General features: G+C 40.6%; 18 protein-coding genes. All 18 read right to left on the bottom strand.

The genetic code is table 11. From position 1 onward, the window contains the following. Nucleotides 1–50 precede the first annotated feature (50 nt). Nucleotides 51–617 carry a LemA family protein gene (locus PHG87_05665; protein ID MDD5477661.1) on the bottom strand — a complete coding sequence of 189 codons (567 nt, stop codon included), beginning with the start codon at nt 615–617 and terminating at the stop codon, nt 51–53. A gap of 32 nt (nt 618–649) precedes the next feature. Continuing rightward, nucleotides 650–1,396, bottom strand: a complete 747-nt coding sequence (locus PHG87_05660; GenBank protein MDD5477660.1) for a TPM domain-containing protein — start codon at nt 1,394–1,396, stop codon at nt 650–652. A 4-nt stretch (nt 1,397–1,400) separates the two neighbouring features. Beyond that, nucleotides 1,401–2,123, bottom strand: coding sequence for a hypothetical protein (locus PHG87_05655; GenBank protein ID MDD5477659.1), 723 nt, complete (start codon nt 2,121–2,123; stop codon nt 1,401–1,403). A 78-nt stretch (nt 2,124–2,201) separates the two neighbouring features. Further along, nucleotides 2,202–5,285, bottom strand: coding sequence for an efflux RND transporter permease subunit (locus PHG87_05650; GenBank protein ID MDD5477658.1), 3,084 nt, complete (start codon nt 5,283–5,285; stop codon nt 2,202–2,204). Next, the gene (locus tag PHG87_05645; protein ID MDD5477657.1) at nt 5,282–6,562 is read right to left on the bottom strand and encodes a TolC family protein; all 1,281 of its coding nucleotides are present in this window, start codon (nt 6,560–6,562) and stop codon (nt 5,282–5,284) included. Before PHG87_05645 ends, PHG87_05650 begins: the two co-directional genes overlap by 4 nt. 2 nt (nt 6,563–6,564) lie before the next feature. Further along, nucleotides 6,565–7,029: a MarR family winged helix-turn-helix transcriptional regulator gene (locus PHG87_05640; protein ID MDD5477656.1), complete on the bottom strand. Its 465-nt coding sequence runs from the start codon at nt 7,027–7,029 to the stop codon at nt 6,565–6,567. Between the two features lie 202 nt (nt 7,030–7,231). After that, nucleotides 7,232–8,257 (bottom strand): chromate efflux transporter, encoded by a 1,026-nt coding sequence (chrA, locus tag PHG87_05635; protein ID MDD5477655.1) that lies wholly within the window; start codon nt 8,255–8,257, stop codon nt 7,232–7,234. Then, nucleotides 8,247–8,648: a cupredoxin domain-containing protein gene (locus tag PHG87_05630; protein ID MDD5477654.1), complete on the bottom strand. Its 402-nt coding sequence runs from the start codon at nt 8,646–8,648 to the stop codon at nt 8,247–8,249. Before PHG87_05630 ends, chrA begins: the two co-directional genes overlap by 11 nt. Next, entirely contained in the window at nt 8,645–9,028 is a 384-nt protein-coding gene (locus PHG87_05625; protein MDD5477653.1) for a DoxX family protein, read from the bottom strand. Before PHG87_05625 ends, PHG87_05630 begins: the two co-directional genes overlap by 4 nt. A gap of 12 nt (nt 9,029–9,040) precedes the next feature. Continuing rightward, on the bottom strand, nt 9,041–10,090 hold the full coding sequence (arsB, locus tag PHG87_05620) for an ACR3 family arsenite efflux transporter (GenBank protein ID MDD5477652.1): 1,050 nt from the start codon (nt 10,088–10,090) through the stop codon (nt 9,041–9,043). Next, a complete protein-coding gene (locus PHG87_05615) occupies nt 10,090–10,479 on the bottom strand; it encodes a DUF3568 family protein (GenBank protein MDD5477651.1) in 390 nt (129 codons plus the stop codon). Before PHG87_05615 ends, arsB begins: the two co-directional genes overlap by 1 nt. A gap of 147 nt (nt 10,480–10,626) precedes the next feature. Next, entirely contained in the window at nt 10,627–10,791 is a 165-nt protein-coding gene (locus PHG87_05610) for a hypothetical protein (protein ID MDD5477650.1), read from the bottom strand. A gap of 78 nt (nt 10,792–10,869) precedes the next feature. Beyond that, nucleotides 10,870–11,073 (bottom strand): RNA-binding S4 domain-containing protein, encoded by a 204-nt coding sequence (locus PHG87_05605; GenBank protein ID MDD5477649.1) that lies wholly within the window; start codon nt 11,071–11,073, stop codon nt 10,870–10,872. Between the two features lie 14 nt (nt 11,074–11,087). Beyond that, nucleotides 11,088–11,798 (bottom strand): hypothetical protein, encoded by a 711-nt coding sequence (locus tag PHG87_05600; GenBank protein MDD5477648.1) that lies wholly within the window; start codon nt 11,796–11,798, stop codon nt 11,088–11,090. Nucleotides 11,799–12,063: 265 nt separating this feature from the next. Further along, complete coding sequence (locus PHG87_05595) at nt 12,064–13,323, bottom strand: DUF2846 domain-containing protein (GenBank protein ID MDD5477647.1); 1,260 nt, start codon at nt 13,321–13,323, stop codon at nt 12,064–12,066. 557 nt (nt 13,324–13,880) lie between these two features. Further along, the gene (locus PHG87_05590; protein ID MDD5477646.1) at nt 13,881–16,286 is read right to left on the bottom strand and encodes an SMC family ATPase; all 2,406 of its coding nucleotides are present in this window, start codon (nt 16,284–16,286) and stop codon (nt 13,881–13,883) included. Next, nucleotides 16,287–17,411, bottom strand: a complete 1,125-nt coding sequence (locus PHG87_05585) for an exonuclease SbcCD subunit D (protein ID MDD5477645.1) — start codon at nt 17,409–17,411, stop codon at nt 16,287–16,289. Nucleotides 17,412–17,490: 79 nt separating this feature from the next. Continuing rightward, nucleotides 17,491–19,419, bottom strand: coding sequence for an ATP-dependent endonuclease (locus PHG87_05580; protein ID MDD5477644.1), 1,929 nt, complete (start codon nt 19,417–19,419; stop codon nt 17,491–17,493). Between the last annotated feature and the right edge of the window lie 78 nt (nt 19,420–19,497).

Genomic DNA, 19,497 nt, shown 5'->3' with positions numbered 1-19,497 from the left:
TTACTATTTTAAAATAGTATCACTTTTCCAATTAAAATCAAGAAAATTTCTTAGAACTTTACTTCGGGAACAGTTTTTGATTTTTCTTCCGCTTTAAAATATTCCGTGGCCACCTTATAACCAAACATTCCTGCCACAATATTGCCCGGAAACACTCTCACGGTAATATTATAATCTTGGACAGCCTCGTTATAGCGCATCCTTTCTACCGAGATGCGATTTTCAGTCCCGGATAATTCATCCATAAGTTTCAAGAATGTCTGGTCCGCTTTTAAATTCGGGTAATTTTCCGTAACCAACAGAAGCCGGCCCAATGCCCTATCTATTGCCCCGGCTGCTTTAACTTTTTCTTCCGTTGAGCCGGCTTTTGCCCATTGAGAACGGGCATTGGTGATATCTTCCAAAACAGTCTTCTCATGCGCGGCGTAACCTTTAACCGTATTGACTAAATTTGGGATCAAGTCATTACGCCTCTGCAATTGATTTTCTACCTGCGCCCATTTGGCGGTAATGGTTTCATTTTTACTGACAATACCGTTATACACCCCGATAAATGACGCACTAACCACGATCACCAGGATTGCTAACACCGCTAATACAATCAGAAATTTTTTCACCCCTTCTCCTCTCTTTTCTCTTTTAGAAAAATCTAGAATCCTCCTCCGGCCCCGCCACCTCCGCCGCCACCTCCGCCAAAACCTCCAAAACCACCCCCACCGCCTCCAAAACCTCCACCATAGGATCCACCATAATAACCACCGCCGTAATATCTGTTTCGATATGCTCCCAGATTGCTTATCACTACAAAGAATACAACAACAATGAAAATAATCACCGTTGCTAAACTATCAGGAATAGTTGATGCAGATTGTTTTTCCGGCGTAATTTCTTCAAAATCACCGAGCGCAGCCAAAGTAACATGGGCATCTTTAGCAATAATATTGGCGATGGCGCGTATGCCTTGATATAAACCTTCCCCAAATTTAGCTTCCTTAAAATACGGGACCATATAGTTTCGGCCAATTTCGCCGCAGAGGCCATCCGGCAGGATACCTTCCACTCCATATCCGGTCTCAATACGCCAGCGTCTTTCTTTAACCGCTAAGAGTACTAACGCGCCATTATCTTTTCCTTTTTTCCCCGGTTTCCAATTATCAAAGAGCAATCGCGCATATTCCTTTTCGTCATAAGGGGCGATGGAATTAACCGTCACTACGGAAATTTCCGTAGAGGTCTTTTGCTCTACTTCCGCAATTAAAGAGTTTAGTTTATCAGCATTGCCTTGATCGATGACATTTGCAAAGTCATTGACCCAGCCAACCGGTTGGGGAACATTTTGGGCGTAACCCAAAAAAGGCAGAATAAAAAAAGCGAGTGTAAGAAATATTTTACGCATATAGTTATAACTTATCGACAGTAGCGACTAGCGAATCTAATTCTCTGACAAAACTAACGAATAATTGTTCAATTTCTCTTGCGCTCAATTTGATCTTTTTATTCTTAGCTGACAATACTTTCTCCCAAACAGCCAGATCAATTTTAAACTCAAGAGCCAATTCTTTGAGAACCTCATGTTTTAAATAGGGCGGCTTTCTCCCTTTTATCCGTAAGACATTGCGTAATATATGCAGGACAGAAGTAAAAGACATAAATAATAAACTACGCAATGCGGGCAGATTATTATTCAGCAATAAATATGCCTGCCTTAATTTAAGCAGCTTTGCCTTTAGCTCATGTTCACACTGGAACCTTAAATTGCGGATATCAACTTGAATATCTTTTAAAACATCTTTGCCGTAGAGCACAAAATAATTTTCCTGCATATCCAGGAATTCAATCGGAAAAATATCTATAGAATTAACGATGTAATCTTCGGTGAGAAATAACGTATTGATTAGCTTAAACTTGCGGATTAACTTCGACGATTTTCTGATTAACTCTAAATCGGTATTAATCAACACGGCAAGCAAATTTAGATTGGAATGTTTATCCACAAACTCACCGCTTACCGCGCTGCCATAAAGAATAAGCGACACTAATTCTTCAGGATATATGTCTTTTAACCCTTGAGTAAACTGTTGAAGAATATTTTTATACTGACCGGCTATCTTTAATTGCTCCATAAGTACCTCCGATTAAATTATACTACTTTATCGCTGAACCAAACACACTTTTTGCAGCGCTTAATTTTATTTATTCTTTCAATTAATCCTATCCTTATGGCGTTCGAGTTTTGAGAATACTTCATAAGCGCAAGGAACAACAAAAAGTGTTAATATCGTCGAGAACAAAACTCCTCCGATAACCGCGACAGCCATGGGAACCATAACCTCCGAACCCGGGCCGATCGCCAGTGCCGCCGGCGTCGCGGCCGCAATCATGGCAACCGAAGTCATCAGAATAGGCCTGAGGCGTATGGGGCAAGCATCTAAAAGCGCCTCTTTTACTCCCATGCCCTGTTTGCGCCGCACATTAGTAAAATCAACCAGGAGGATAGAATTTTTCTTAACAATGCCCATGAGCAGGATAAGGCCGATCATGCTATAAAGATTAAGTGAATTGTGAGTTAGGAACAGGAATAAAAAAGCTCCGGTGACGCTAAAAGGTAATGCCAAAAGTACGGTAAAAGGGTAGATAAAACTGTTAAACTGCGTTCCCAGGATCATATAAGCAACAAAAATTCCCAAAATAAGGGCAAAGATCAGGCTCTGAAAAGAATCTTTGAAGGCCTGCGAACCGCCGGAAAAAACCAGGCGGTAATCATCCGGAAGGACTTCTTTGCCGATTTTTAAAACAGCATCCAAAGCCTCTTGCTGAGAATGGCCGGAAGCCGGGTTTGCATAAATACTAACAGCGCGCTCGCGGTTTTTACGGGTAATTGAAAATAAAGAAGGCTTTTCATTTGCAGTCACAACTGCCGATAGCGGCACTACCTCTCCGAATTCATTACGCACCCACATCCTTTGAACATCTTTTGTATTCGAACGGTCGGCTTCGGCTAAGCGCACGCGGATATCATAACGTTTTCCGCGGCTGGTGAACTTACCATTACGGACCCCTCCGACCATAGCATTAATGGTGTCGGCTATAGAAAGGACGCTTACGCCATGCTCTGCCGCCTTCTGCCGATCCGGATAAACTTGCAGTTCCGGCATGCCAAGTTGATAATCGGTATCAACATCGACCATCGCGCCCGAGGCCTTCATTCGCTTCATGATTTCCTGGCTCAATTGGCCTAATTTTTCCCAATCAGGGCCGCGGACCGTGAATTCAATGGGAAATCCGCGCTGCGCGGTAAAACCGGTAAGTGAAAGATCCTGAATCGTCGCACGATCTACGCCGGCAATACCGCTGAATTGCTTGCGCACTATCTGCATAAATTCAGCTTGAGTCTCATGATGCCCGCTCAATAGCGGTCTCTCTTTTGGGGGCTTCATCGTAATAAAAACAAACCCCTGATTTACCTGTCCTCCGGAAAAACTGCCTACCGCGCTATAATAAGTTAATACTTCCGGACGCTGCATTAGGAATTTCTCCGCTTCCTTAAAGAGATTATCGGTTTTTTCGATAGAACTGCCCAGAGGCAATGTTATCCGGGCAAGAAACCTGCTTTGATCTTGCGGAGGGATAAATTCTTTTTTCAAAATCATCGCTATGCCTAAAGACGAAACAAAAATAAAAATTGCAATAATCAGGATTGTCTTGGGCCGCCCCAATATAAACTTGAGTGTAAAACGATAACTTTCGGATAGCCATTTCATAAGCCTATCCATGGCTCTTCCCAGCCCTGTAGTATGCCCTACAGCTAAAAATTGCGAGCATCTCATCGGCGTAATGGTCAAGGCCTCGACCAAAGAAAAAATTACCGCTACCGATATCGTCACTCCAAACTGGAAGAAAAATTTACCGACAATCCCCTGCATAAAGATAACCGGTATAAAAATCGCTAAAATCGCTATAGATGCCGCGATAGCTGCAAAGGTTATCTCCCGGGCTCCGGTCAAAGCCGCTTCTTTTCGCGCCAGCCCGCGTTCCTGATAACGCGAAATATTCTCCAGGACCATTATGGCATCATCCACAACAATTCCGATAACTAAGGAAAGCCCGAGCATCGTAAATGTATTAATAGTAAATCCTGCAAAATAAAGAATGAAAAACGCTCCCATAATCGAGAAAGGTATGGACAACAAAACATTAACGTTGGCGCTCCAGGAGCCCAAAAATAAATAACAGACCAGCGAGGTAAGGATGATCGAAAGCATCAGGTTAAACTTCAACTCATTGACTGAGTCTTTAATAAATTGGGTAGTATCGAAAACCAGGCTCAGGTGCATCCCGGCAGGCAGACCTTTTTGAAGCTCCTCCATTTTACGCTTTACGCCGTCTGCCACGGCCACGGCATTGGTTCCGCGTTGTTTAATTACCCCTAAGCCGATTGCCGTCTTCCCCCAGCTGCGCGAAATCCTGCGGATATCCGCCAGGCCGTCTTCGACACTACCGACATCTCCGATACGCAGGCTCTTCCAGATCGGGCCGCCGCGCACGCGTGTCGGTATAATTATATTTTCAAATTGTTCCGGGGTCTTAGCCTCACCGTAAACCCGGACATTAATTTCTTTGGGGCCTGAGTCGATATATCCGGAAGGAATATCGGCGTGCTGGAAGTTTATCGCATTGAGCACGTCTTCAACCGTAAGTTCCATTTGCTGCATCTTTTCAGCATCAAGCCAAACCCGAAGATTCGGATCGACATAACCTCCTAACCTGATATCGCCAACCCCCGGTACAATCGTAAACTGATCTTTTAAAGTTTCATTGGTATAACGGCATAAATCTTTGATCGGAAGGTCTCCGGAAAGAGCAAGCCAAACTATCGGCTGGTCTTCGGGGTTAGTCTTGTTTATAACCGGCGGGTCGATATCCCGCGGTAAATTTCTTTGGGCTTGGGCAATCTTGGCCTGGACCTCTTGAAGAGCGACATCGATATTGCGGTTAAGATTAAATTCCAGCGTGATTTGCGTAACCCCCTGCATTGAAACAGAAGTTACTTCTTTCAACCCCTCTACGCTCATCACCGCGTTTTCAATAATATCGGTTACATCGGTTTCCATAACTTCCGGAGAAGCACCTTCCCAGGTTACCGAAACCGATACAACCGGAAAATCCACATCCGGCAGTTGGCTTACCCCTAAACGCTGGAAGCCAATCCAACCAAAAACCAAAACGCCAATCATGAGCATCCAGCCAAAAACGGGATTTTTAATCGATATGTCGGATAGTGTCATTTTATTATTGTTTCCGGGTTAATCTCCCCTGCGGCAGCCAATAACTGCCAGTAAAAACGTTTACTTTCGTAAGAAGTATGGATATAACTTCTGCGGACATCTTCCAAATTTTGTATCGCCGTCAAGACATCCAGGTTGTTCACAACATTTAATTTATAATCCTGAGTTTGTAAATGATAGCTTAATTCGGCAGACCCTAAGGCCTTGCCCAGAGTCTTCTTCCTTAAAATAGATATCTGCATATTCACATAAGCATCATGGATGTTCTCAATCGCAATCCTGCCTATTCTGCTATACAACAGCCCGGTTTGCCTGGCTACGGAATCTGCTTCTTTAACCTGGCCATAAGTAGTGGTCCCTTCAAAAATGGGGACACTCACTGTAAGCAAAGTTCTCCATTTGCTATCCGCAGGCGCCAAGGAACGATGGGTAAAATAATCTCCCTCTAAACTTACCTGAGGAAAGAAACCGCTCCTGGCAATGGCTATTTTTTCCTGGTCCGACCGCAAAGCATAATAAGCCGCTTGCACATCCGGACGCAAAGAAGCTTGCGCTAAATATTGCGATTCCGCCTTGATATTAAAATCAAACTTTAATTCTGCTATTTTGTCAAACGGCCTGCCGATTAAAAATTCAATAAGTTGGCGCACCAAAAGCTCCTGATTTCTCTCCAGCTGCATCTGGGCTTCAAGATTATAAAGCTGGTATTCTGTAGTCGACACCTCGCTGGCCCTGGATTTACCGATAATCTGGCGCGCCTTTAATTCTGCGACCCTGTCTTTAAGTGCAAATTCGATTGCCTTAAGCGCGTTAAGGTCTTGCTCTATTTCTAAAAGCAGATAAAAGGCATCGGAGACATCTGTAAAAAGAAGCTGTTCGGCGCGCCATTTCTCCATTTGGCGCTGGCTCTTTTCAAAGTTACTGCCCTTGATTGCGGCAAATTCTTTAAAACCGGAGAACAGATCCTGAGTGAAAATAAATTTTTCTTCGTGAGTATTATTTAATGAAGAACTGCCGGACCGGTTCCTGGTTTCTGTGTGCGAGAAAGAAACCTGCGGCATAATCGTTCCAAAGGCTTCCAGGAAATGCGCCTGGGCTATCTTGATCTGTTCGGCATCTATGGCAATAAGTTCACTTTGCTTTAGCGCGAGTTTATAGCAGTCCGCAAGCGTAAGAAATTCGTTTTTAGGCGAGTAATCTTTATTTACAACATCCGCGCCAAAAACCAGAACCGGGAAAAATAGCATAATAATTAAACCTCTAAATAAACTTTTCATTCTTAATATTTTATTAACTGTGATTTTCTATCCGGCAGTGAGGCAGTGATTTTTACGACCTGTTGGAGAATATTCAGGTAATGCTCCCTGTCCTTGGGAGAAATTTTTCCAAAGACCCTTATTAATGTTTCGGTTTTTTGTTTATTTATATTTTTAATTATTTCTCTTCCTTTGGCAGTTAATTCTATCCAGACTATCCGCCTGTCTCCTGAATCCGCCATTCTAATCACCAGTTTTTGCGCCATAAGCCGATCAATTAGGCCGGTTGAGGCAGCCGGTGAAATCTTCAGGTGTTTAGCCAAGGTATTCATCTTGCTCTTGCCATTAGATCCAAGATAGCCTAACGCACAAAACTGAGGCAAAGTGATTTCGCCTCTTGTTAAATAGTTATTTTCATACTGTTTAAAACCTCTGATAATCTGGGGGGACAACTCGATCACTTTACTTGCGAATTCTTTGATATTCATTTGGTCCTTGCCCACAAGGGCACACCCGCGCAATTTGCGCTACCTAGCGCACACCGACGCAATACCTACTAGCGTCGGGTGCCTTACTTGGCGCGGGGTACCTATATAGTTAATACTATAAACTATTAACTAACTAAAATATACACCCAGAGTTATAATTGTCAAGATTTTGTTTGATGGAATGGGAACAAAAAAACTTTTCTCACGATGCAGAGCCGGTATATTTTATAGCGATCCCGACAGCGGATATGAATACCGTTGTTTCTATCGTCGATTGATACCCGTAAGAATAGTAATATCCCCTGGGGTAATAATAGCGAGGATGATAGCGGTGCCAGCCAAAACGATAATACGGATAATAATATCCCTCATGAACATAGCAGTCATCGGGAGATATATACTGTCTTTTCTCTTCTTGTTTGCTAAACACATAGACCGCGTCCATCTGTGCAGCTTTGCCAGTGATACTGTTTAACCAGCCCCCCCCATAAAGAAACGGCACGATCGCCAACCCGCTGCCAAATACAAAAGCCCCTGCTTTTGAGAAAAATCCAAAGATTCGTAAGAGTTGCGACGTTGCCCCGGCCGGAAAAAATAATAAATTTAGCGGAAGAATTGATAAAACCATTAAGTTTGAAGTATTGGCTGGCGGCCATTTGATTTTCGGTGGAGATTTGATCAACCAGACTAAAATTCCCGATAAAATAAAAAGTAAACCCTGTTCAGACTCGGTAATTACGGTAAACAAAGCAGTGATAATATAAATAACCCAAAGCAGCCAATCTTTGGCAATAGTCTTTTTTGTCAAATGATACGCGCTGACTGCAATAATGCCGATTACGCTGGCGCTTACTCCGTAAAACACCGCCTGCATCCAAACCAATCCGCCGTAGAGTTTATAGGCGACTCCCAAAGCCACCACCATCAGAAAGGAAGGCAAAACAAAAGTGATTCCTACCAGCGTTGCTCCGAGGATACGGTAATGCACATAGGCGATATAAATAGCCGTCTGCGTGGCCATCGGCCCGGGCGCAAGCTGCGCTAAAACAACTCCATCCTTGTAATCGATCTCCTGGATCCATTTCCTTTCTTCAACCAAATCCCGGCGCATATAGCCGATTAAAGCAACTGGCCCTCCGAATCCCACTGTACCCAATTTTAAAAAATACCGGATAAGCTGCCATAGAGAATATGATGGTTTCTCGTTAGCTAAATCTTTATTTCTCAACAATAAGCTTTCCGTGCATATGCGTATGGCCGGCCCCGCAATAAACAGTACAATATACCGTAAATACGCCTTCCTTATCGGCCAGGAATTCCGCAGTTTCTGTCTGGCCGGGTTCGACCACCAAATTTATATTAAATTCGGATATAGCCAGGCCGTGGGTTACATCGCCGGTTGCAGCAACAATACGAACTTTCTCTCCCAGTTTTACCACAATCGGATCGGGTTCATAGCCATACCTGAAGGCCTTAACTTTAACCACTCTTACATTATTTTCAATTTTGCCGGATAATTCAGGTTGTTTTGTTTTCGCATCATCAAGCGCTAAAGAATATGAACAAGCAAATACGATAAAACAGAATGCGCTAACCATAGCCAGATAATATTTTTTCATTTATTCCCCTCCTTTTTCCATAAAGAACATATATTAAAGGAACAATCATTTACAATTGCGATACAGATGGCTGCCCCAAGCAAAGCTATATCCCTGTTTTCCTGGAAATTAAGTAAAACCAATATGGCTGATAATTGCAATGCCGCGATTACCGCAAAGAAGCGGATAAAGAACCCCGCAATTAATGCCAGACCAGTTGCGGCCTCTGTTAATCCGATCAAAAATACGGAAACGCTGACATCCCATGGTAATCTTAAGAAAAAATCCATGCTTCTAATAGTCTGGGCCCAAACATCATTTCTGAATTTGCCGATTCCAAATATCAAAAATACCAACCCTAAACTTAATCTTAAGATTAAAAAAGCCAAGCGATTCTTCATAGATCCTTTCTCTTATCCATGCTGAAAGTATCTTCTTTTAAAATACAACGCGACATTCACCAGGCCGATTAATACCGGCACCTCTACCAGCGGCCCGATTACCGCGGCAAACGCCTGGCCGGAATTGATTCCAAAGGTTACGATAGCCACCGCGATGGCCAGCTCAAAATTATTGCTGGCAGCGGTAAAGGAAAGCGTGGCGCTCTTGGCGTAGCTGGCTTTAGCCTTTTTGCCCATATAGAATGAAACCAGAAACATCACCACAAAATAAATTAAAAGCGGTAAGGCAATCCTGAGTACATCCAAGGGAATTTTAACAATATACTCCCCCTTCATCGAGAACATTACCACGATGGTGACTAAAAGCGCAATCAGGGTCAAAGGGCTGATTTTGGGAATAAATTTCTCATGGTGCCAGGCTTTACCTTTTGTCTTGATTACGACAAACCGGGTCAGCATCCCGGCGATAAAAGGGATGCCCAGATAAATAAAGACGCTATAGGCAATCTGCCCCATGGAAACAGCCGCAACCATTCCTTTTAACCCGAACCAAGCAGGCGCAATGGTGATAAAAAACCAGGCGTAGGCAGAATAAAATAAAACCTGGAAAAATGAATTAAACGCCACCAGCCCGGCGCAGTATTCCGTATCGCCGCCGGCCAAATCATTCCAGACAATTACCATGGCGATACAACGGGCTAAACCTATCAGGATTAAACCCACCATATATTCCGGATAAGTCCTTAAGAATACGATTGCCAGAAGGAACATTAAAACCGGGCCAATGACCCAGTTCTGAACCAGCGACAAGGTAAGCACTTTTTTATCCCGCAGGACATCACCCAAATCTTCATACCTGACTTTAGCCAGCGGCGGATACATCATCAGGATAAGGCCGATAGCAATCGGTATATTTGTCGTGCCTACCTGAAATTTATTCCAAAAACTGACTATCGGCGGGTAAAAATAACCCAGCAAGACTCCCAATGCCATAGCCAGGAATATCCACAGGGTTAAGAACTTATCCAGAAATGAAAGTTTTTTTACAATGTTCTCGGACATTACACTCCTACCCTGTTTTTCTTATTAGAATAATCTATAATACCTTGTAGGATTTTTTCGGCGATTTCTTTATCAGCTTCGCTTGTTCCCGCCCGCACTGCGATAGCACATTGGTTATCGTTGATTTTATGGATATAAATATGCAGGCTCTTACCGCCATCATACCTTCCTTTTATCCTGGCAACATCTTTTTCTACCAATGCTTCCCGGAACTTTATTCCCTGCTCGATCACCGACCCCTTAACAATATCAATTGCCTGAGAATAAGAAACATTTAAAGTTTGCTTAACTTTAAGATTCTCAGATATAAATATCATAACTACCGCACACCCACAGAGATTTATAGCCAGAAAAACCGCAAAAATCAGCTTGATTAATTTTTTAAGCATCTTTTATAACTTAATAAAAATGGGGACGGCTCTATTTTCCTGATCCTTACAAAAAAAATAGAAGCGTCCCCTCCTTTTTTAAAATATAAATATGGGATCCCTCTGGCTATTTACAAATATGTATTATAAGACCGAATATGGCGATTATCAAGATTTCAGTTGCAAAGAGGCCTGGTCATTGGGGGCCTGCACGGGCGCAGGCATGGCCTCCATCATTTTTTTCTCAAGCTTTCTCTGCTTCTTTTCCTCGACCTTCTTTTTTCTGTCCAATTCCCTCTGATACTTTTTATATGAATAATTATCTCTAGCCACAATACTCTCCTTTATCCCGCTGATGATAGCGCATAGTTAAGACTTTACTGCACACAACCGCTTTCTGCAAGCTATTTTTCACACAATACTAATCCGCTGCTGGCTAAATTCCACTAAATCTCCCGTTCGCAGCTTCCTACGAATACGATTTTCAACTTGGCCATTGACTTTGACCTCACCCGACAGGATGCTTTGCCGGGCCTGAGCTCCGCTAACAGCAAGGTGCGTTGCCTTAAGCAAATTATCCAGCTCAATAAACTCAGTTTTTAGTTTAAAATCCATACCTGCCCCTAGTTTTATAATTTAGACCCCGAGAGAAGTTCTCTGGCGCCATTCTTATCCTGGATGTAGACTTCCGGGATAAATTCGATTGAGTTGGGAATAAGATTGGCTATAACTTTTTTTATGCGTGCTTGCTGCGTTTCATTTTGCAGATCAAAGATGGGATTTTGACTCAGATCATTTAATAAAAGGATAACGGGATCGCGTGAAAACATATAATCCTTCAAAAGTTGCTTGATAAGAATGTCCAAATAATCCGGCTTGTCTTTGAATACATCCACCGCGGTTTTAAAAGTAATTTTCCCCCAATCGGCAGCGACAGTTTTATGAATGAGCGCGTAGACGGAAGAATATTTGATCATCTTAATTTCCCCGGGGGCTAGTTTACTGGCCACATTTACAATTACGGCAGTAAGCTCGGCGTGTTTAAATGTTTTAATTTCTTTGTGTATATCAACAGTCAAAAGGTCAAAAATGTAAACGCCCCGGACGCTAGATGCGGCATTAATTGTGCTGCGCTTTAAAAAATCCCCTATCGCATCCCAAAGGATTTTTTCATCATCGCGAATAAAATTTAAGACCAAAAGATTGCAGGTTTGATCCTCGCGAATCGCTTTATATTGGCGGACCTTCTCCTCATTATGCCCGATATATGAAATTTCGTCAAAAAGCGGCATATGCCGAAAGAGATTTGAATTCTGGAAACCAAAATCAATTAAGTTCATAATAAACTAAACAAATAAGAAAGGCTATTGACCGTATTAGACCAATAGCCTTTAAATATCATTTTAAATTTTAATGATGTAACTAACCGGTACACAAGAATTTATGGGCCACTCCCATATAGCACAAGGGGAAGCCTCTCTAACCTTTAAAGCACGCTAAATGTATCGATTACCTTAATATATGCTAAATTCTGCAATTCAGAGAGGCAATTCCTCGCTGATTTCCGGGCTGGATAGATTAAAAATATTCGCTGCCCCTACATTCTCACTGCGTCCTAATTACTTTACAGTTTGCTATTTCCTGCGCTCCTACTTCTGGAGAGGCTGATTCCAGGTGTGCCCTTCCCATTGCTCCCTTGCCATGTGTGCCTTTAAGATAATACGTTTGACCGGCTTTTGCATCAACAGTTACGGAAGATTGTGAACTCGGCGCCATAAACCCCATTTCGAAAGTCGTAAATTCTACATTACCTGGTTCAGTGACATATTCGTAATATCCGCCCTGCACCAGCGTTATTGCGTCTTTACCATTTGCTTTTATGCCGAAGGGCATCGCTGCACCTCCGGCACCGGAACCAGTGGGACGATAAATGTAGACTACCGCTTTGCCAGCCGGTATCTTCTCCCCAAGTTGAAAACTTAAACTCGGTATCGGAGCAGATGTTGATGAAGCTGCGTTTGCCGATACACTTGATGCTGTCGGCTGCCGGACGTAATCCAATGACACGTAACGCATCGAGGTAGTCACATTATGACCATCTTGTGCGACTGAATATTTAACCTCAATTTTCCTGCCTTTTCTGGGCGCTTCGCCGTATCTTTGTTTACCATCAATCTGTATAATGGTTGTATTATTCTTCAGGATACAAAACTCTTTCTTCTCGCCGTTATCAGCAACAGCAGCAAATTTCCAAAAATACCCAATTGGTGGAAAGCTGAACGCTGTATCAACCTTACCTACAAAGATATTATCTTTAGCTGCATTACCCGGTGTTGCGGAAGCTGTCGCCGGTTTGCTCGGAGCCGCCGGATTTGGAACATAATCCGAAGGAACGTAGCGAATAGAAACTGTGTAGGTGCGATCATCCTTCCCAGGCTTTAACGTATAATACTTTATTTCAACTCTTTCTCCTTTACCAGGCCACTTGCCGCTTATATCTTTACCATTAAGATCGGTAATAATGGTAGCTCGTGGGACAAAAAATCCAGATTTGCCGCCATTATCAGAAACGATCTGAATCCTACAAAATGAATATCTTGGCGGATGTTTTAATAATACAGGAGCAACTTCTATAATCTTGCCTGTAAAGGTTTTAGTTCCATCAACCCCGGCTATTAACGCCAAAACTACTTTACCCGATGTTGATGTCGATATTGGAGCCGATGCTGGGCTTGATGTTATGCTTTTGTCAGTTTGCGAAAAGGAGTGTGCGGGCCACATTGCTGAGCCTGGTTTTTCACAACCAGATAGGACTAACATTCCCATCATTATCATTGGCACCAAGAGACGTTCAAGCTTTCTCAAGATATTTATCCTTTACTGTTTTGTTAGAAATAAAATGGGGTCCTTATATCCGATAGATCGAAAGTATTTTCGTCCCTGAGAAACCCCTAATCCGTTTTTTGTCTCTAATACCGGGGTAAAGCTGGTCTCTAATGAAACAGCTTAAATGCACCGCGCCCTGGGGGGGCGCTCCCACATTGAGCGGGCAATGGCGCTCGCTGGGCCGCTCGCTTCCAGCTAATTTTAATGCGTGTGCGGCGCAGCTGTGGCTTGCGCCGGGTGGGGGCGGCGCAAGCCACAGCGTCCTCACCCGACACGTTACTACAAGCTAAAAACAAAATTTTTTAAAGGTTCGTCCGCTATGCCGCAATTTACGAGTAAAAGCTGGCGGTGCGGCAAGCTGCGCCTCTCCCGATAAACACTTAAAGAAGTGCTGGCAAAAAGGCAAATTTTGGTGCGGGCAAAATTTGCCTTTTTGCTCAAAGAACAAGCTAAAATTCAAATGATGCTAGGGGGCGGAATAATCTAATGCGATTGCTATATTTTATCACAGATTGCTTAAAAAAAATCAATAAACTTCAAACTAACGAAACTTTACTTTCTTTCCTCGTTCCATTTTCCTCTACTCGTAAAACTCTATTCAGCATCTCCCGAATTTCCTCAATATGGGAGATAAGGAATATTTGCCGAAATTGAGAAGATAGTTTATTGAAAGAATTCATTATATTTTGTCGCCTGTCTTCATCTTGGCTACCAAATATTTCGTCTAATGCTATAAAATTTATCTCTACTCCACCACTTCTCTCTGCGATTACTTGTGACATTGCAATTCTCAAACATAAATTAGCGAGATCCTCTTCTCCACCTGAAAATCTTTTTAACTTGAAATATTTATCTCCGTCCAAAATTGATAATTCATAGTCTTCATCAAGTTCGACAGAAGGATAACGCCCATCCGTAATTTCGCTAAAAAGAAAGGATGTTCTCGCTTCTAATAAAGGGCGTATCCTTCCTGTTAATTCAAGCCTGAATTTATCTAAAAGCAATTCAAGACGCTGCAAATATTGAAGTTCTAAACTTGCGGCTTCAATTCTCTTTTGGTTTTCTTTTCGGCGGGCCATTCTTTCTTTAATATTAGAAATTCTTTGTTTTAAAACTTCTGTTTTACCTTTGGCTTCATCTAATTTATTCTGACCTGTCAATAATTTATCACTTAGTTCCTCATAGTTTGCTTTTATTTTCTCAAACCTTTTCTCATTAAACTCAAGCTTCTTTAAATCTTCTTCTTTATTCTCAAGCGTATTTTCCAAATCATTGATCTCTTTTCTTGTGCTATCTATTGCTTCAACAATTTTAGGAATTCTTTGAATCTCTTTTCTTAATTCAAGAATTGAATCTCTTGTTTCCGATAACGTATCAAACTTTCTTAATAATTCCGCGTAAAATCCCCGATCAAATTTTATATCTTTCATTCCGGAAATCTTTTCTTCTGTTCTTGTAATTTTAAAACTCAATTTCTTTACCTCGTTATCTTGCTCTTCTATTGACTGCTCTATCTTGGATTTTTTCTTCAATTTTTCATTTAATTTATTCTTTTGCTCTACCAATTTCTCTTGTTCTGCCATAACATCTTCTAATTGCTCACTTACCTTATCTCTATTTTCATGAGAAGGTATTAGTTTCTCTTTCACTTTACTTATTTCATTATCTAAATGAAGCAAAATGTCTTTGCCATCTTCCCCTAATTCACGGAAGCAAGTAGGACATTTGCCACTACCGCCCAATTGGCTTATGCTCTTCTTCTTGTGAATCAATTCTTCTAATTGGGATGAATAAACACTCACTTTCCCTTCAGCGTCCTTTACTTCTTTCTCAAGCTTCCTTCTACTAACTTCTTTATCTCTTAGTGCTTTCTCTGTAGAATCAGAATCTTTCTGTATACTAGAAAATAGTTTAAGCTGCTCTATCGCAGCCTTTAATTCTTTTTCGCGACCATCTATTTCTTCTTTCATTTCTTTCCAGTTTTTCTCAAATGCCAATTTCTCTTGAAATTTAAGCCTTAATGTTTCCTGCGCTGACTTATCTTCCTTAACTTTTAGATATTCTTTTTCTTTCGGCTCAAGCTTATCTAATGTTTCCTTATTTTTCTTTAGCTCTTCAAGGTCTTTTTCTGAATCACTTAGTTTCCTTTTTAAAGAGGTTATTTGAGTTGATAAGCGAGATACATCGCTGGAAAATTGATTATAAGTTTTATATTTCGCTTCTTGATCTTCCTTTTCTTTTCTTAGTTTTTGCCTTTCGTCTTTAATAATATTAAGCTCGGTAGTGAAAACACCAATATTTTTATTTATTGAACTCTGCTGCCCCTCTAATTCCTTTTTATCTACTTCCAACTCTTCAATATTTTCAAGGCTGGATTGGATACCTTCAACAAATCTTTGTTTATCTCTTGTGTCTACCCTAATTTGAGTTACTGCTGAATCAATACGATCGATATTCAACATTCTCCTGATAACCTTTTTCCTTGCTTCAGGAGCCAAGGAAGAAAGCGCAGCTAAATCTTTTTGCTTTGCATAAATGGTCCTTAAAAATGTAACGTAATCCATACCTAGCAATAATTCTATATATTGGTTTACTCCACTATCCCTTTCAGCAACTGGCTCAATATTCCCATCTATAAACGCTAATGCATTAGAAATTGAGTTTCTCCCCTTTAATTGTCTAAGAACTTTGTAAGAATGACCTCCTAAATCGAATATCAGTTCCACTTCACAGTCTTCTTCTAAAGCTGCATTTTGACTTTTTACTTCCGATTTGTCAGATCGCGTCAATTGATTACCATATAATGCCCAACCTATTGCCTCTAATATGGAGGATTTTCCTGCGCCGTTAGGCCCAATTATACCAATTATCCCTTCAGGAAATTCAATTGGCTCATCTCTAAACTTTCTATAATTTCTAAGCTTAAGACTTCTTAAAAACATTTACTCTTCCTCTTCTTGTGCTTGTGATAAATACCCCACTCCTAATTCTTTCAATTTTTTCTTATCCAAATCTTTAATATCTTGGTGAGCGATAAAGCTTTCAAACTCTGATGAAAGTGCACCTATAGAAGTTTTAGTGACTTCACTTCCCTTTTCAGTCATCCAGTTACAGATAATTTTTAGATGTACTGCATCACTGACAATTTCTTTAATTTTTGAGAAATTCATCTCTAAATATTGTTGCCTTCTTATATTGGCAAAAGTAATCTGAAGGATATTGCCTTGCGTCCTATCTTTAATTAATTGCTCAATTTCTTCAACAATTTTTGCGGAGCTTTGGTCTTTACAATCAATTGGATCAAATGCTATCATCTCTCTTACTTTTATCGGTATAAACATCCTCTTTTTTGCAGCTAAATCAACTTCCATAAAACCTTTTGGCTGACCGGCTTCATTAAAACTAAAACGTTCCGTAGACCCAGAATAACAGCAGTTTTCAGCAAGAACCAGATTTCTGTGATAGTGTCCGAGAGCTATATAATCGAGTTCACTCTTCTTTTTTAAAGCACCTTGAGGAATTATTAACTCATTAAACTCCCCCATTTTATATTGTACTTCAGCAGTAATCCCAAGATGAGCAACGATTACATTATACTTTACCTTTGTATTGATTCTAATTTCGTCAAATGCTCTATTCAATTCTTCCTCTGTTCCCATATGAGGGACGCAGTGGACCGCGACATCTTTAATAATAATCTCCTGGTATTTTGATTGATAAACAGGGTAAACGTTCTCCAAAATCTCAAACGCCTCAAAGATTGACCCAGAAATCCTAATTCGAGGAGTTGAATGATTGCCAGAAATCATTATAACTGGTATTTGTTTTTGAGATACTCTTGCTATTTCTTTTAAAGCGAAGTTTATTGCACGATTAGGCGGTCTGTAGGTATCAAAAAGATCACCTGCATGAATTACAATATCTGGAGGATTACTAATGATATAGTTAATTACTTGAGAGAAAGCATCATAAACATCAGCTTCCCTTAAGTTGATTCCGGTTTCTGGATCAACTTTTGTAAAATCCGAGAATCCTAAATGTGTATCGGAAAAATGGATTATTCGCATATTTAATTAAAATAGCTATGGCATCTAAAACAAATCAATGAGTATCCCTAAGAATGATACCTTACGATAACTATGTATACTATTTACGTAATACACTACAATTAAATTTCAAGTTTTTTATCTTCCCAATGATTTCTATGATAGTTTTAGGTATGACATCTTCAGGCTTCGCCTTATTATCTATTTTCTTTTTTATTTGGACAGCTAAGTATCTTTGCTCTAAAGGCTTGCCAACAGGTCCCAGAATTTTAGCTGCTTCACTAATTATGACATCATAATCCTTGATTTCTTCTTTTAAGATTTTTTCCAATTTATATTCAAGCACTGCATAGCAATCAGAAATTTCCGTGCCAACTTCCTCGATCTTGCTTTTCTTATTACCTAACAATTCAAGAAGCTCTAGTGTTTTTTTCTTTACCTCCGAATCCGCGTTATCTTTATCACCATCAAACCAAAGGTAGGTAGGAATTTTGAAACCGTTAAAAACGCGTAACAATCTATCCATTGAACCTTTGCCATCAGAATGCACTACTGACACATTATTTTGATCAAGATTGTACCCCATCGCTTCGGAATATATAGGAAATAAATATTGTTCAGATGGACCTTCGACAATAACTACTTTACTTGCAAAGAACCCCTCATTAATCAAGGGGTTAAAAGCGTTTGAATACTGTTCTCTTATACCCACTTCATTCCCATCTATACCTTTACGAGCTTTCAAATCTCCAAGCATATCCTTCATAGACAATTGCGTAACTTTACTCTTATATTCATCCCCTTCTTTATCTCTTCTGACTATACATATTTCATCAAACCAGGTAATATCAACAAAAAGACTTGAATGAGTACTATAAATAACCTGATCTTTTCCTTTGGCTATATTCCTAAAAACATTCATAAAAGTTCTTTGCGACTGTGGATGCAGATATAATTCCGGTTCTTCTATCGCAAATATAGTTGTCCTTTCCCCTGCTTTCTCAACTGCCTTTTGCGTATGCGAAAGTTCAGCGTAAGCCCGAAGTATTGTGAAAATCATCGACCGCTGGAGACCATGTCCTTTTGTATCAATAATTGTCCTTACTCCATCATTCGCATATATTTTAACACCCCCAAAGATTTCTTTAAGCTGGGGAACCCCCATTTCAATTTCAATATCACACTCCATAATCTCTCTTATAAGCCTGTTAAGCTGATCTTCAATCGCTTTAACCTCAGCCACTCGGTCTTTCCCTCCCGTACGATTAAGCTTATTTTCAATCTCCTTTAGCTGTCCAGCAATCGCCTCTTTTTCCTTATCAGCAATCTTTTCAAGCACGGAATTTATAAGTTTACCAAAAGGACTAGTCTGGGAAACCTTAGCCTCATCTGACACATCCCTAATAGCGGGCACATAAACAAATTCCGGTAAGGCCCCTTTCAATACACCGGGATACCCCTTTGGATTCTCCCGTCTTTCATCCTTCCAAGGAATTTTATCTTTATTTACATCTAGGAATTTTTTCGCCACTTCTTTCCACTTCGTAACGCTCGGCTTTGCAGAACCAAGTTCCGAAGAAAAATCAATTCCTTTTATCTTCAACTCTGCTTTTTTACTCCACCACTCAGCTATCTTTTCTCCAGTAATTAAATCATCTTGTAACCATTCAGGTTCAGGTACTTTTGTAAAAGCCAAGGTTTTAACTTCAAACTCATCTTCCGATTTACAAACAATCTCTCTTCCTACAATCAGTTTTTCCCCATCCATCCATGCCTTAAACTGTTCACTCTCCCAACCACTCAATTTCTCAAAAGTTAAAGTAATCTGTATCGGCTTATCAGTCTTATGATTATAAAAACATTCGGAATCCATACCCTTAGTAGAGGGATCAAAGAAAAGTGCCAACGCTTTAGTTATATTAGATTTACCGCTATTATTTCGCCCTACTAAAGTTAAAATGTTATTCGGATAAATAGTAACATCGTGTAATGATCGAAAATTTTTTATCTCGATTTTGGAAATTTTCATGTTTTCCACCCCTAATCTATTGAATTATAATAACTATACTTATCTGATTATTCGGAGTAAAACGCGAAGGATCTACAA

This window comes from Candidatus Omnitrophota bacterium, from assembly GCA_028716245.1.
Taxonomy (GTDB): Bacteria; Omnitrophota; Gorgyraeia; order Gygaellales; family Profunditerraquicolaceae; genus UBA6249.
Note: the sequence above shows the minus strand (reverse complement) of the source record. Positions and strands in the feature narration are given on the sequence as shown.